This window comes from Shewanella sp. S23-S33 (assembly GCF_043359565.1).
Taxonomy (GTDB): domain Bacteria; phylum Pseudomonadota; class Gammaproteobacteria; order Enterobacterales; family Shewanellaceae; genus Shewanella; species Shewanella oncorhynchi.
On sequence record NZ_JBHFFD010000068.1, the window covers coordinates 39,262 to 54,364 of the forward strand.

General features: G+C 45.0%; 14 protein-coding genes. 6 read left to right on the plus strand and 8 right to left on the minus strand.

What is annotated here, in order from left to right; all coding sequences use genetic code 11:
* Positions 1–20 precede the first annotated feature (20 nt).
* From ilvN to ACHA99_RS18665, 3 genes are all read right to left on the minus strand, one after another.
* Positions 21–515: an acetolactate synthase small subunit gene (gene ilvN / locus ACHA99_RS18655; RefSeq protein ID WP_393944346.1), complete on the minus strand. Its 495-nt coding sequence runs from the start codon at positions 513–515 to the stop codon at positions 21–23.
* The gene (locus ACHA99_RS18660; protein WP_105252618.1) at positions 515–2,233 is read right to left on the minus strand and encodes an acetolactate synthase 3 large subunit; all 1,719 of its coding nucleotides are present in this window, start codon (positions 2,231–2,233) and stop codon (positions 515–517) included. Before ACHA99_RS18660 ends, ilvN begins: the two co-directional genes overlap by 1 nt.
* A 532-nt stretch (positions 2,234–2,765) precedes the next feature.
* Positions 2,766–3,989, minus strand: a complete 1,224-nt coding sequence (locus ACHA99_RS18665; protein WP_173244660.1) for a multidrug effflux MFS transporter — start codon at positions 3,987–3,989, stop codon at positions 2,766–2,768.
* A 452-nt stretch (positions 3,990–4,441) separates the two neighbouring features.
* Between ACHA99_RS18665 and ACHA99_RS18670 the strand changes: the two genes are divergently transcribed.
* Complete coding sequence (locus tag ACHA99_RS18670; protein ID WP_393944349.1) at positions 4,442–6,316, plus strand: choice-of-anchor I family protein; 1,875 nt, start codon at positions 4,442–4,444, stop codon at positions 6,314–6,316.
* 185 nt (positions 6,317–6,501) lie between these two features.
* Here the strand turns inward: ACHA99_RS18670 and ACHA99_RS18675 are convergent, their stop codons facing one another.
* Positions 6,502–7,860 carry a PLP-dependent aminotransferase family protein gene (locus ACHA99_RS18675; protein WP_393944351.1) on the minus strand — a complete coding sequence of 453 codons (1,359 nt, stop codon included), beginning with the start codon at positions 7,858–7,860 and terminating at the stop codon, positions 6,502–6,504.
* A gap of 92 nt (positions 7,861–7,952) precedes the next feature.
* Between ACHA99_RS18675 and ACHA99_RS18680 the strand changes: the two genes are divergently transcribed.
* Both ACHA99_RS18680 and ACHA99_RS18685 read left to right on the plus strand, forming a co-directional pair.
* Positions 7,953–8,579, plus strand: a complete 627-nt coding sequence (locus ACHA99_RS18680) for a LysE family translocator (RefSeq protein ID WP_028760074.1) — start codon at positions 7,953–7,955, stop codon at positions 8,577–8,579.
* 184 nt (positions 8,580–8,763) lie between these two features.
* The gene (locus ACHA99_RS18685; protein WP_263145825.1) at positions 8,764–10,521 is read left to right on the plus strand and encodes a SulP family inorganic anion transporter; all 1,758 of its coding nucleotides are present in this window, start codon (positions 8,764–8,766) and stop codon (positions 10,519–10,521) included.
* Positions 10,522–10,654: 133 nt separating this feature from the next.
* On the opposite strand, the gene ACHA99_RS18690 is transcribed toward ACHA99_RS18685, so the two are convergent.
* On the minus strand, positions 10,655–10,852 hold the full coding sequence (locus ACHA99_RS18690) for a hypothetical protein (protein WP_028760072.1): 198 nt from the start codon (positions 10,850–10,852) through the stop codon (positions 10,655–10,657).
* Positions 10,853–11,039: 187 nt separating this feature from the next.
* On the minus strand, positions 11,040–11,696 hold the full coding sequence (locus ACHA99_RS18695) for a glutathione S-transferase (protein WP_263178398.1): 657 nt from the start codon (positions 11,694–11,696) through the stop codon (positions 11,040–11,042).
* A gap of 141 nt (positions 11,697–11,837) precedes the next feature.
* Between ACHA99_RS18695 and ACHA99_RS18700 the strand changes: the two genes are divergently transcribed.
* The 3 genes from ACHA99_RS18700 (at position 11,838) to ACHA99_RS18710 (ending at position 13,868) form a co-directional block, all read left to right on the plus strand.
* On the plus strand, positions 11,838–12,011 hold the full coding sequence (locus ACHA99_RS18700) for a hypothetical protein (protein WP_158683081.1): 174 nt from the start codon (positions 11,838–11,840) through the stop codon (positions 12,009–12,011).
* A 47-nt stretch (positions 12,012–12,058) separates the two neighbouring features.
* The gene (locus tag ACHA99_RS18705) at positions 12,059–13,063 is read left to right on the plus strand and encodes a rhodanese-related sulfurtransferase (RefSeq protein WP_393944354.1); all 1,005 of its coding nucleotides are present in this window, start codon (positions 12,059–12,061) and stop codon (positions 13,061–13,063) included.
* A gap of 337 nt (positions 13,064–13,400) precedes the next feature.
* A complete protein-coding gene (locus ACHA99_RS18710; RefSeq protein ID WP_105252609.1) occupies positions 13,401–13,868 on the plus strand; it encodes a hypothetical protein in 468 nt (155 codons plus the stop codon).
* Positions 13,869–14,034: 166 nt separating this feature from the next.
* Here the strand turns inward: ACHA99_RS18710 and ACHA99_RS18715 are convergent, their stop codons facing one another.
* Complete coding sequence (locus tag ACHA99_RS18715) at positions 14,035–14,292, minus strand: DUF2897 family protein (RefSeq protein ID WP_219254822.1); 258 nt, start codon at positions 14,290–14,292, stop codon at positions 14,035–14,037.
* Between the two features lie 45 nt (positions 14,293–14,337).
* Positions 14,338–15,075: an 8-amino-3,8-dideoxy-manno-octulosonate cytidylyltransferase KdsB gene (gene kdsB / locus ACHA99_RS18720; protein WP_393944356.1), complete on the minus strand. Its 738-nt coding sequence runs from the start codon at positions 15,073–15,075 to the stop codon at positions 14,338–14,340.
* Between the last annotated feature and the right edge of the window lie 28 nt (positions 15,076–15,103).

Below are 15,103 nucleotides of genomic sequence, written 5' to 3' on the forward strand. Positions count from 1 at the left end.
GCGAGATTTCCGTGAGAAAGTTACGCTTTCATGGCCTTTTCGCCGCGAGCCAAACCCACCACACCGGAGCGAGAGACTTCGACCAATTTAGTCACTTCACCTAGGGCATTGATAAACGCATCGAGTTTCTCTGATGTGCCGACCATTTGGATGGTATATAAATTGGCGGTGACATCGACAATTTGGCCGCGGAAAATGTCCGCCATCCGTTTAACTTCTTCCCTAAACTCGCCCTGGGCGCGGACCTTGATAAGGGCTAATTCGCGTTCAATATAAACAGACTCGGTAATATTCGAAACTTTTAACACATCGATGAGTTTATGTAACTGCTTCTCTATTTGCTCTAACACCATTTCGTCGGCAACGACCGTGATGTTAAGCCGCGACAGTGTGATATCGTCCGTTGGCGCCACCGTTAAACTTTCAATGTTATAACCGCGCTGTGAAAACAAACCGACCACACGAGACAGGGCGCCGGATTGGTTTTCTAATAATACAGATATAATTCGACGCATTAGCATTTCTCCGTCTTAGTCAGCCACATTTCATTCATCGCACCACCGCGGATCAACATGGGATACACGTGCTCAGTTTCATCCACCATGATGTCGATAAAGACCAGTCTGTCTTTCATCGCCAGCGCTTCAGCCATTTTTGACTCAAGTTCGGCGGGATCGCTTATCGTCATACCTACATGGCCATAGGCCTCGGCAATTTTGGCAAAATTGGGTACTGAATCCATATAGGAATGTGAGTGACGGCCAGAGTAAATCATGTCCTGCCATTGTTTAACCATGCCAAGGAAACGATTGTTTAAGTTGATAATTTTAACCGGCGTATCATATTGCAGTGCGGTTGATAGCTCTTGGATGTTCATCTGAATTGAACCATCACCCGTGACACAGACAACTGTGGCATCAGGCATCGCCATTTTAACCCCCATCGCGGCGGGTAGGCCAAATCCCATGGTGCCTAGACCCCCTGAGTTGATCCAGCGGCGCGGCTTATCGAACGGATAGTACAAGGCGGCAAACATCTGATGCTGGCCAACATCAGAGGCGACATAGGCATCGCCATTGGTCAGCTTATACAAGGTTTCAATCACTTGCTGTGGTTTGATGCGACCACTGTTTTTGTCATAGGCCAGACAATCGCGGCCGCGCCATTGCTCAATATCATTCCACCAAGTGGCGATGGCATCGTTGTCATTGTGCTCGTTCGATTCATCTAACAGTGTCAACATGCTGTCTAAAATACTGTCGGCCGACCCTACGATGGGAATGTCGACGTGGATAGTTTTCGAAATAGACGAGGGGTCGATATCTATGTGCAAAATGGTCGCGTTCGGGCAGTATTTTTCCACATTATTAGTGGTTCTATCGTCGAAGCGTACACCAATACCGAAGATCAAATCGCAGTTATGCATTGTCATGTTGGCTTCGTAGCGACCGTGCATCCCTAACATGCCTAGGCTGTTTTTGTGGGTACTTGGAAAAGCCCCGAGTCCCATGAGTGTGCTGACGACGGGAATATTTAATCTCTCAGCTAATTGTAAAATTTGTTTATCACAACCTGAGATAATGGCGCCGCCACCGACATAGAGCACAGGCTTTTTAGCCGCTAATAGTGCCTGTAGTCCACGACGGATCTGTCCTTTATGCCCCGAGGTTGTCGGGTTGTATGAGCGCATTTTCACGCTTTCGGGATAAATATATTCGTGCAGCAGCGCTGGGTTTAAGCAATCTTTTGGCAGGTCGACGACCACAGGCCCAGGACGGCCGGTAGAGGCAATATAAAAGGCTTTTTTTATCGTTTCAGGGATTTGAGTGGGATCTTTAACTAAAAAGCTATGTTTGACCACTGGACGAGAGATGCCGATCATATCGCATTCTTGGAAGGCGTCATTACCGATAAGGTTGCTCGGTACTTGACCCGATAATACGACGAGGGGAATAGAGTCCATGTAGGCGGTGGCAATACCGGTAATCGCGTTGGTGGCACCGGGTCCTGAAGTGACTAATACCACACCCACTTTACCCGTGGCACGGGCGTAGCCATCGGCCATGTGTACGGCGGCTTGTTCGTGGCGAACGAGTATGTGTTCAATACCTGGGATAACGTGCAGGGCATCGTAGATATCTAAAACTGAACCGCCAGGATAGCCGAAAATATGCTTTACGCCTTCATCAATCAAAGAACGCACTATCATGCTGGCGCCGGATAACATCTCCATGTGGAACTCCTATTGCATAGTACCGTTACGGTAAACAGTATTTTGTTACAGCGACGGTAATCGCTTTAAAAATTAAGCCTGAAGGGTAATTCAGACTCCGAAATGCTGAACTGACTTCGTAGAAGACAAGTGATTCATCCTTAGGATGCAGCAACTGTTGCAATGAACAGAATTTCATCATATTCAAAAAAAACAACATTTCAAGCCTTTTATGTAAAAAATAACCAACTTGAAACAATTTCACGTTTGAATGGCTGGATAACTTGCTGGAATCGCCAAGTAATCTAGGCTGATTTATGAGCTTATTTTATATTTTTCAGATTATTAGATGCTTAAAAAGCAAAAACGGCACTAAAAGTGCCGTTTTGGTGTGGGACGTTAGATAAGCAGATACTTAACTGTTGCGATTAAATATTACTTATTTTCTACATTAGTGAAAGCCAATGCGCTGTTTTCACGCGATCAAACATGTGTTGCCGATGTGGCATTGGTATCCATGGGTCCTTAAAAATAGACCCTTAAAAATAGATCCTTAAACCGTCGGCTGTATTTGATGCTTTGGACGATTGAATTGGCAAATACCGACTAACACAATAGAGCCTAACATGAGGGCAGAGAAGGGCACTGCTGTGCCATCATAGAACACCGCTAATAACGGCCCCGCTAACGCGCCACAGCCAAATCTTAAGGTGCCAATAACCGCCGTTGCCGTGCCGGTTTCTTGTTTGAACTTCATCAGTACTATCGCATCGGCGTTGACCGACATCACCCCTAGGCTGCCCATCAAAGGAATAAGCATGATCACGGTAAAATGATAGCTCATATCCAGTAGGTTGACGGTTAATAAACCAGCTCCCGCAATAGCGCCAAAAAAGGTCGATACGTGCAACATACGCAGCGAACCATAGCGGCCGACAATGCGAGTATTAATGATATTGGCCAACATCAAGGCGCCAACGTTGGTGCTAAATAAGATGGCAAAATAGGATTTATCTAAGGCAAAGACTTCCATATAAACGAAGGGTGATGCGGTGAGATAACAGAAAAACGCAAAAGACGTTAACACGCCGCTGGCAATGTTTAACTTAACGCCAGGTCGGGAAAATACGGTCGCATAGGCACCAAGAAACGATTTTTGGCTGCGAGTATCCATATCTTTATCGCTGGGCATTTTTAGCGCAAACAGCACGAGTAATAACAGGGTCGCGGCATAGGCAGATTGAATGAAGAAGATTAAATGCCAATCACCGAGTTCTAAGATCACGCTGCCAATACTAGGGGCCAATAATGGCGCTAACATCATGATTAAACTCACGTAAGACATACCTTTGGCGGTATTGTCGCCATAGACTTCTTTGATGTATCCCGGTACCACCACAGTCGCTGCTGCGCCGATAAAGGCCTGCAAAAAGCGTAGCCCAAGAAAGACTTCGACTTGACCAGCAAAACCAATCAGTAAACTGGTTAGCATAAAGCCACTCAGCCCCATTATCACCATAGGGCGACGGCCAATGCGGTCAGCTAAGGGGCCAAAACACAACATGCCCAGTGCATAACCTGCTAAGTAGATACTCAGGGACTGTTGCACTGTTGTGATATCGGTATGAAAACTAAGGGCCAATGTCGACATCGCAGGTAAGTACATGTCGATGGCTAATGGTGTGATCGCGACAATCGCCGCTAGCATGGGAATAAGCAGTGCTAAATTCGGTATACGTCTACCGTTATGGGCAGAAGGTTGTGATTGTGGGTCCACTGTTACCTCGGGTGGCGAAAGAATTGAAAGCGTATTTCTCAGGGTTATGCGGCGTGGTTTAAATTGTACTAGGACAATTCACTTTAATCCGTCCATTTTTAGCCAGCATCTTGCGCTAATTGGCGGTGTTTGGGGAAAAGTGAATTGTGCTTCGATCAATTTTCACGGTAAGGCATTAAGCAATAGCATAGTAAAGCGCTAGGGCAAATAAACCAATCTTTGCGATGATTTCTTTACCGTATTTTACCGATTAAATTGTAACTAAGTAGCAAGTCTCGATAATCAAGGCATAACCTTGGCGGATCGAGCCGTTATCCTCCAATATGCTTCATTCAAAAGTGTTAGTTGTCATCTGAGTGTCACTGCTTTGTCATCTAGGTGTCTTTTATGCTGACTAATTTAGTGGGCTTTAGCTTCACCCTACTAAAAATAAAATATTCAGGAATGACACGATGAAAACACAACGACTCCCGCTTGCAGCCGCCATTATGGCGAGCTTATTACTCGGTGCTTGCAGCGGTGATGATGGCGCAGCAGGTGATAAAGGCGACAACGGCTTAAATTCACTGGTTAAAGTGACCGCATTAACTATCGGTGATGCAAATTGTCCCGCCGGTGGTCAGCGTATCGATACCGGATTAGATGCCAACCATAATGGACAATTGGATAACAGTGAAATTGCAGTCGCGCAAACCCAATATGTTTGCCAGCCACAAACTGCAAGCTTAAAAGCAGAGTTAATTGGTCGTCATCAGACTGGCGTTTATGGCTTAAGTGCCGCCGAAATCGTTGAATATCACAGTGCATCTAACCGTATTTTTGTGGTCAATGCGATTAGCGGCAAAGTCGATATTATCGATGGCAGTTTATTAGCGACCTCATCAAACGCCACAGATCCTTTAGCATTGAATAATCTCGAAAAATTAGCAGAACTCGATGTTGCTAAGGATGTGGGTCAAGCCTTTATGGGTAGCGTGAACAGCGTGAGTATTTCAGGCAACTTGTTAGCGGCTGCCATTGAGCGTGGTGACGCTGCAGGCAATAAAACCCAAGCCAATGGTTTTGTGGCTTTTTATCAGCTTAATGGCACAGATGCTCCGCAGTTTATCAGCGCCGTTGAAGTCGGTGCTTTACCCGATAATGTAGTGTTCACCCACGACGGTAAAACCTTACTCGTGGCCAATGAAGGCGAACCTAATCCTGCTTATACCTTAGATCCTGAAGGCAGTGTTGCGTTGATTGCGATTACTGACGGTAAGCCCGCAGCTACTGCGACCATCATAAATTTTAGTGCGTTTAATCAGGGCGGTGCGCGTGCAAGTGAAATCACCGCTGACATTAAAATTAATGGTCCAATGGCGAGTGTGGCGCAGGATTTAGAACCTGAATATATCGCCATTAGCCAAGATAACCGCCGTGCATTTGTCAGTTTGCAAGAGAACAATGCCATTGCCGTGATTGATATCGCCAATGCTAAAGTGGCCAAGATTTTACCGCTAGGCCTCAAGGATTACGGGCTTGAGGTGAATAAAATTGATGCGAGTGATAAAGATAATCTCGTGAACCTGCAAAGCTACACTGGGGTGTACGGCATGTATCAAGCCGATACCATAGCGAGTTACCGTTGGAATAACACTGATTTTATTGTGACTGCGAATGAAGGTGACTCCCGTGACTATGCGGCTTTTTCGGAAGAGGCCCGTGCAGGGGATTTAGTGCTTGACGCGAATCATCCGCAATTTGCTAACGCGAAAGATAAAACCCAATTAGCGCGTCTTAAGGTAACGACGAGCATGGGTGACGACGATAAGGACGGCGACTACGACAAAGTCGTGAGCTTTGGTGCTCGTTCCTTCTCGATTTGGAATGCTGATGGTCAGCAAGTGTTTGACAGTGGAAGTGATTTTGAGCGTATTACCGCCGCACTACTGGGTGATAAGTTCAACAATAACAACGAAGAAAATAAAGGTGATAGTCGCAGCGATGACAAGGGGCCAGAGCCAGAAGCTTTAGCCCTAGGCCAAATTGGTCAACGACTATATGCCTTTGTTGGTTTAGAACGTACCTCTGGCTTTATGATCTATGACGTGACTAATCCTTTCGATGTGCATTTTGTCGACTATGTTGTGAATCGTGATTTTGAAGCTGACTTCGTTGTCGATACCGCTACAGGTGCTGTCAAAGGCGATGCAACATTGGCGGGTGATTTGGGACCAGAAGGGATGAAATTTGTCAGTGCCGATAAAAGCCCTAATGGTAATCCTTTGTTAATCATAGGCAATGAAGTTAGTGGCACCACGAGTGTTTACCAACTTAAGATTAAATAGTGGTGCATATAACTAATGGCTTACCGATAGTTCATCAAGCTTGTCAGTAACATCAGCGCCAGTAGCATGCATGCTACTGGCGCTTTTTTTATTCACTTTTCTACAAAATTCGCCATTTTGTGTGAATTAACTTCATCTGAAATGGCGCATAAAAATTAGCTGAGTTTAATGGTCTTGAAGCGCTTTTACACCACTGAATAAGCATTTTGCACTAAGGAACGTATGGTCGATTCTATGCATTCAACCGCGAGATTGAATTGAGTGTCGTTTTCGGCGCCACCAAGGCTCAAGCGGATAAAATTATCATGGCAATTAAAGTCATCACCATTACGGACTAATATGCCTTTTGCGGCCAGTGCGGTAACGAGATGATGGGCTTTGATATCTTCTGGCAGTTGTATCCAACCGTTTAACCCTCGCCAAGTTTGGGTTAATCCCAGCCGTTCGCCCATGGCGATACAGTGACGTTGGCGTTGACGTACGAGCGTATCTCGTTCTGCAGTGATATGACCTTTCTTTATCAACTGACAGGCAATTTCAATATTCAGCGGCGACACCATCCAGCATTGGCTATGAATAGCGAGTCGCACTTGGGCGATAAGGGGGTCAGGAACCAGAATAAAACCTTGCCTTAAGCCGCCAGAAAACAATTTTGACAGGCTGGAAATATAAATCACCCTTGGGATCGCCAGCTGTTTTGCTAATTGCCACAGGGGCGAATGCCATTCTTCAGGTAAACAATAATTCACGTCATCTTCAATGATATAGAATTGATATTGCTCTGATAATTCAAGGATTTTCTGCCGCTGTGATTCACTGTACTGAATGCAAGTGGGGTTTTGATTATTCAGTGTGAGATAGACTAATTTAGGGTTGTGGATCTGTAATAAGGCTTCAAAGCGCGGCAGATCTAATCCTTCGTGGATAAGGGGCACTCCAACGCTAGTGACACCAAGCTGTTTAGCACAAATTCTTACGCCTGGATAACTGTATTGCTCGTGTAACAGTACATCGCCTGTTGATAAAAATGCGCTCAAACAGGCAAAAATGGCTTGCTGGCCGCCATGGGTAAAGACCAGTTGCTCGGGTGTTTGCTGTATGCCGCGTTGGTTTAACCATTGGTGGAACACTTGTTGGTGTTGATCTAATGGACTGGCGCGATAACCGAGTAACTGACTCAATTTAGTGGGGTCTTTCGCTAATTGGCTGAGGCAATTGCTTAGGGTGCTGATTTGATCTGTGAGTGGCTGCTGACAGGTCGCCATATTCAATTGTACGTTACCCATTTCAGGTACAGGGAAGGCGTTGACATAGGTGCCATCTCCCACTCGTGCTTCGACGTAACCCCTTTGTTCCGCCAATGCATAGGCGCGGGTCACAGTGCCAATTGTGATGCCTAAGGCATCAGCTAAACGGCGCTGCGGTGGCAGTTTACTGCCTTGGGTTAACACCTTCTGCAAAATGCCTTGTTCTATGGCACTGACTAAGCGCTGATATTTCGGGCCTGAAAAAGTCGTTAGGTCTGGTGTCCAGATTGTACCCATGACAATAAATCCATTGATCTCTAATATTCTCCGTATATTATTTATTGCATCTTTTTATGTCAACAAATGTATGCATACAATTTAAGGCGAATATGAATACTGCACTGCTTTATGACCCACAATTATGGACTTTAATGGCCTCGACCGCGCTGTTTTGCGCTACTATGACAATGACTCCTGGACCGAACAATATTCTCTTAGCTAGCTCTGGAGCGCATTTTGGTGTGCTGCGTACCGTGCCACATATTGCAGGGATCCGCTTGGGTTCGACCTCTTTACATCTTGCGGTATTATTCGGCCTCGGTACCTTGTTTGAAGCATTACCGGTCTTGCACCAAGTATTGAAATATTTCGCTTTAGCATATTTGCTGTATCTCGCGTACAAATTAGTAACGTCGCCAGTGCAGAGCACGCATTTGGATGATGGACGAAAACCTATGACGCTCATTGAAGCTGCATTATTTCAATGGATTAACCCTAAATCTTGGATGTCGACAATTACCCTGTGTAGCGCTTTTACATTAAGTGGCGATGGCTTTTGGTTGAGTGCGTTTCTTGGCGTATTAATGTTCAACATAGTGGGATTTCCTGCATCATTTACTTGGGTATTTGTCGGTGCAGCGATCAGTAAGAAACTCAATACCGATAGACGTAAGCGCCATTTTAATTGGTTTATGGGCAGCTTGCTCTTAGTGTCATTACCTATGATATTACGCTAGCTTGGCTTGAATTAAGTGCCTAAGCCTATAAATATTCTGAGGAAGACACTCGCGTAATGATTGGCTTTATGCCATAACCAACATACTATTGATGGCTTTTTAGGTAATGACCTTTTAGCTGAACATTTTCAGTCTCAGTTATACTTGTTGCTTATCTTGATAGTGTGTATATGGAGGTTGCCGAGTGAAGTTCCCTAGTTTGATTTCGTTTATGCCGGGATTGGCGCAATTATTACAATATGAAAAGCAATGGCTTAGGGATGATGTACGTGCTGGCTTGTCCGTTGCCGCCGTGGCATTACCCGTCGCCATTGCCTATGCCCAGCTGACAGGCGTCAATGCTGCTGTAGGTTTGTACTCTTGCGTATTACCAATGTTGGTATACGCACTATTTGGCACCTCAAAACAATTAATCGTGGGTCCAGATGCGGCGACTTGTGCTGTTATCGCCGCGGTTGTCACGCCCCTAGCTGCAGGGGATAGCATGAAGCACTGGCAGTTAGTGATGACCATGACGGCCATGACAGGCTTTTGGTGCTTGATTGCGAGTCGTTTTAGGCTAGGGGTTCTCGCCGATTTTCTATCAAAACCGATTTTGATGGGACTGCTTAATGGTGTTGCAATTACCATTATCGTGGGACAGTTTTCAAAAATATTCGGTTTTACTTTTGATGAGCGTTATCTAATCGAACGCCTCAGCGGTGCGCCTTCCTACTTATCCAAAACCCATTGGCCGACATTGTCTATGGGGATTGTGACGCTAGCGACTTATGCCTTAGTGAAACGGTTTCGTCCCCAATGGCCTGCTTCTATGTGCGCAATGGCGATGGCGGCTTTCCTTGTTTGGGTGTTTAACCTGACGAGCTTTGATATTAGCGTCGTCGGAGAAGTGACCTCTGGATTACCTTCATTTCAAGCGCCTGTATTTGATTTAGGTATCGCCCGTGAGCTTGTGGTACCAGCGCTTAACTTAGCCATGGTGAGCTTTGTGAGCATGATGTTGACGGCTCGAAGCTTTGCGGCAAAAAACGGTTACGATATAGATGCCGATAAAGAGTTCAGGGCATTAGGAATAGCCAATATAGCGTCTGCCATATCTCAAGGTTTTGCGGTGAGCGGCGCGGATTCCCGCACTGCGGTTAATGATGCCAATGGTGGTAAGAGCCAGTTAGTGTCTATCATTGCGGCGGTATTGATTGGTGTTGTGGCGCTATTTTTCACTGCGCCTTTGAAGTTTATCCCCAGTGCCGCCTTAGGTGTGGTGCTGGTGATTGCCTCAATCTCGCTTATCGATTTAAAGTCACTGTGGAATCTACGAGTGCGGGATAGGTCTGCTTTTCTACTTGCCTGTATCACCTTGTTCTCTGTGTTGTTTATTGGGGTTATTCCTGGGATAACCTTGGCTGTATTACTGGGTTTATTCCAGTTCCTTGCTACTGTGATGCGGCCTACGGATCAAGTGCTTGGTTTAGATCATAAGGGCGTTATCCGTAGTGTCGATGAATCGGGTAAAGCTAAATCGGTTCCAGGAGTATTTATATATCGCTTTAATTCGCCGTTAACTTACTTTAATGCAACGTATTTTAAGCGCCGTTTACTGGAAAAGTTTATTCGGGAATCTGAGCCGGTCGATTGCATCATTATTGATGCAGTGCCTTGTTTTACCCATTTGGATTTAAGTGTGATGGCCATGTTGGCTGATTTGCATCAACTGCTTAAAAAACGTGGCGTTCGTTTAGTGCTTGCGGGACGTAAACGGCAGATGCTGAGTTGGTTTGAGCAAGCGGGTATGCAGACTGGGGAAGGCGGCATTTTGATCCGACCAGATTTGTATCTCGCCCTTAAAATGAATCAAAGCTATAAACAAGCCTTGGCTGAAGGGCAAGCGCCTGTGATCCAAAAAGTTCCTGATGACTCGGTATTGTTGCACAGTCATTTGTAGTTAACTGTAATGCCTTGTTTGATTAAACAGGGTCGTAAAAATAGCGCAGCTTAAGGTTGCGCTATTTTTTTTCTTAATTTGATAAGTAAATCAATTGGATGACTAGCTTTTTGAAGGTATTCAGGTTTACCGTTTAGTCTTTGAGAATTCTATCTAGGGGAATAAAACCGTGAAAACCATAATAACCCATAGGGCCGAGTATCAGACTCAGTAGGCACCATAAGCACTTTTTGTTGGTGCTGAGATCCACTTTACTCTTGAAAGCCCGAAGGGCAAATAGACAATGCAATAGCACCAGGCCCCCAAGCATAATAACGATATTAATATCCATATTTTCCAACTGTCTTATCCTTGTGTTCTATCATTCACGTCCTTGAGTCTTTAGGCGTGGTTACTTTTCTTGAGAAGATTGTCTAGCTTCGATTAGCTAAATTAGTTACCTAGTGGCAAATACCTTACTCGAATATTTTACCGATGGCTATAACATAAAATAAAAATAATCTTTAAATCTTATTGGCTTACACGTCTCCTAACAAGCAAATTGGAGAATGGCTAGCGTCCCAGATCACATATTTTTCCATCGCACGAATAAATATTTCACTCGAAATAAGTCGATTTAGCCAAGCGGCGACTCGCGGAAAATCATCACTAAGTGCACGTTTAAGATCCACTGCGGCAAATTGGCGTACAAAAGGTACGATTGCGTAGTCGGCAAGGCGAGGTGTATCGGCGACTAAAAAGGGGTGTTGCCCTAAGCATGTTTCAAGTTGCAGGAGGAAATGACTCGCCTGCTGATAATAATAAGCTTGCGTTTGCTCAGGGTAACGGTCGGCATATTTATAGCGGTCAAGCCATGGTTTAAATTGTTGATCATTTTGTGTGATAAGCTGTGCCATTTTATCTTCAATAGCAGGATTTTGCTGACACAATAGATCTAAGGGGTCTGCTTGCGTGAGTGCCCAGCGCATGATCTCAAGACTTTCGGCAATCACCTCACCGTTTGCTAGTACTAATACCGGCACAGTCCCCTTAGGTGAGGCAGCTAGCATTTGTGGTGGTTTGGCTTTAAGGGTGATTTCACGGACTTCAACATTGCATTGGGCTAATAAGAGTCCCAAACGTGCTCGCATAGCATAGGGGCAACGGCGGAAGGTGTATAAGACGGCTAGCGTCATTCGGATTTCCTCTACTGTACGGCGCTAATGCGATGGAAGTTGATGCGACTAAAGCTGATGTCAGCGTGTCATGCTTATTGACGACGCGAGTATGCCAATGCGAATGTTGCGTGCTAATCATGCAATATTCAAAGGGCGCAGATGGTAACGCTTTCATACTGGGATTTCTGCTTAAATTGCCATCATAGAATGATTTTTCTCACCACTGTGCGTAAAGAATTAAAGACCCTGTATTTTATCTGTGTTTATCTTGCTGTGACTCAGGTAGAATTCCGCGCTATTTTTGGGATCTGCAGCAAGGCTGCAGATGATTGATTTGTTTATGCACTGGAAATTAAGTTCCAGCCAGCAAAGAGGGTGTTATGGCTAAAGTTGTCGTATGTGCGTTATATAAATTCGTGTCGTTACCGCATTTTGAATCTATCCGAGCGCCATTGCTTGCTATGATGGAACAGGCCGAGATCAAAGGCACTCTGCTCCTCGCAAGTGAAGGGATCAATGGCACAGTTGCTGGCACTCAAGAAGCGATTGAAGCGTTATTAGTGTGGCTTAATAGCCAAAATGGCCTAGATAATATCGTTCACAAGCTGTCATTTGACGATGAAATGCCGTTCTACCGCACTAAAGTCAAGCTGAAAAACGAAATCGTCACTATGGGCGTTGAAGGTATAGACCCACTTAAAGTGGTTGGCACCTATGTGAAGCCTCAAGATTGGAATGCGCTGATTTCTGATCCGGACGTGATTTTAGTCGACACCCGTAACGACTATGAAGTGCAAATCGGCACTTTCAAAAATGCCATTAATCCTGTGACTGAAACCTTCAGAGAATTCCCTGAGTATGTGAAGCAGAATCTTGATCCTGCTAAACATAAGAAGGTCGCCATGTTCTGTACTGGCGGTATTCGCTGTGAGAAATCAACTGCTTATTTAAGAGAGCAAGGCTTTGACGAGGTCTATCATCTCGAAGGCGGTATTCTTAAATACCTTGAAGAAGTCAAAGCGGAAGAAAGCCTGTGGGAAGGCGAGTGCTTTGTATTTGATAACCGCGTTGCGGTAAATCATGACTTGAAGAAAGGCCAATACGATCAATGTAATGCTTGCCGTATGCCAATCACTGAAGCTGAAAAACAGAGCCCTGCCTATGTGCAAGGTGTCAGTTGCCCACATTGTATCGATAAAATTTCTGACGAGCAGCGTAAACGTTTCGTTGAGCGTGAGCGCCAAGTTAATCTGGCAAAAGCCCGTAACGAAGCGCATATCGGTAGCGATGTAAATCAAGTGATTGAAGCGCGCCGTGAGAAAAAAGAAGCGCAGCGTCGACTCGCCGCCGAGAAAAATAACGCGAAAAAATCGCAAGCGCTTTAACTTTATATGCCATTAGATGAGTAGTGAGTTAGTCATGAGTTCGCACTGAGCTTGTTTCTCACTCAGGCAGTTTTCACATGGCTCTCACAGTGAATATGGCTTGCACTCTGGCCCGACTCGTTCGGGCCATTTTTTTATATAGATTTTAGTTTTAGTGTGAATGTGCTTTAACTCATTTTTAAACCATTATTTATCATAGCGCTATGCCGAAAACCTTAAATTTATGATAACTTTCAGTCGCTAGTATTAAAAACGTTAGTATTAACAACGCTAGCATTTCAAAAAAGTCGAGTGCTATATACGAAGGGAGCGATTCAGTGCAAGGTAGGCAAAGCGCATGAGCATTTGGAAAGAGCTATACGATATTTTTGATAAGGAACGCAGTCGCTGGCAGCAATCAAGCGCCAGTAAGCAGGCGATTGCCTTTGAGTTAAAAGCCAATTTGGGTTTTCTGGCCGATGCCTTAAGCAGCGGTTTATCACAAAGCGCGATCGCCAGCGGTTTAGAATGCAGTATTTTTGAGGCAAAACTGAAAGAGGGCGCAGCACTCACTGCGTTAAATCGCCGTAAAGTGACACTGAAATTTATTGGTGAATTTGCCGAGTTTAATAAATATGTCGGTAAAGAGAACGACGCTTTAGTCGAGAATGCTTACGCTAGAATCAAATCGCTGCAGAAGTTAGTCGCGGCTGAGCCCAATAAAAATCATGATCTTAAGATTAAATCCCTGTTTCGCTTTTTAGTCTTTTTAGTGGCGCACCTTGAGGAGCAGCCATTGAGTCGCACATCAGCGAAAAAAGCCTAAGGCTGATGAGTGGCATTGACTAGCTTGTTATTTGAGAGACAAAAAAGGCGCCTGTGGCGCCTTTTCTATGTTTGCGAACGTCATTGCTCAGTGTTTATAGCGCAGTCTTTAAAAGACGTGTTCAAGAGCCATCTTTAGACTCACTCTTTAAAAGCCGTCATTGAATTTAGCGCTTAGGTGGTTCAGTTTTGCTTTGATCTGCTTTATTGGGTTCTGAGTCCGCTGAACTTGGTTTGCTTGAAGCCGCATGGTCATCATTGTCTGCTGCCGAAGGCTTGGCAGTATCTGACTTTATCTGCTTATCTTTACCATGTTGACCGAACTGCGGCAGTTTGAACTTAGCACTGTACTTCAGCGCAGCAAGATTGCTGGCTATGACACCGACGATCAAAATAATAATGATCCAGACTTCTAAGGTCGACATACTCAGCTCCTGTTTCGAATTGACTCGCGCACACCTAACGGGCGATTAATCAACCGCTAAACGTTGCTCACATTTACGAATGTCTTCTGGCGTATCAACTTCAATAGAATCAAAGGCGCTAATGGCGATTTTGATCTTATGGCCGTACTCTAATGCACGTAATTGCTCGAGTTTTTCCAGATCTTCTAGACGACCTAATGGTAGGGTGGCGAAGGCCTGTACGAATTTGCGTGTATAAGCATACACACCTAAGTGCTTATAAACGGGGTAATCTTGAGTATCGCGGCCAAAAGGAATACGCGAACGAGAGAAATACAAGGCGTAGTTGTTGTTATCGAACACCATCTTCACATGCATAGGATCGTCAAGCTCGGCTTTATTGACGATTTCAAAGCCTAAGGTGGCCATTTCAAACTCACCAGGGTGACGCTCGAAGAGGCTGATGACTTGCTCGATAGAGGTTGGGTCAATAAGAGGTTGATCGCCCTGTAGGTTGATCACTAAGTCGTCATCTTTTAGTCCCAGTTGGTTTATTGCATCATTGATACGATCTGTACCCGAGGCTGCATCTGGGCTGGTCATGACTACTTTGCCGCCAAAACCTTCAACAGCCGCTTTAATGCGATCATCATCGGTAGCAACGTAAATATTGGTGAGGCCTTTGGCTAACGACGCGCGTTCATACACGTGTTGGATCATTGGCTTGCCGTTAATCGGGGCTAAGGGTTTGCCCGGGAAGCGGCTTGAACCGTAACGAGCCGGGATTAACAGAGTCACATTCATCAAATTATCCTACTTTTATCAAAGATAT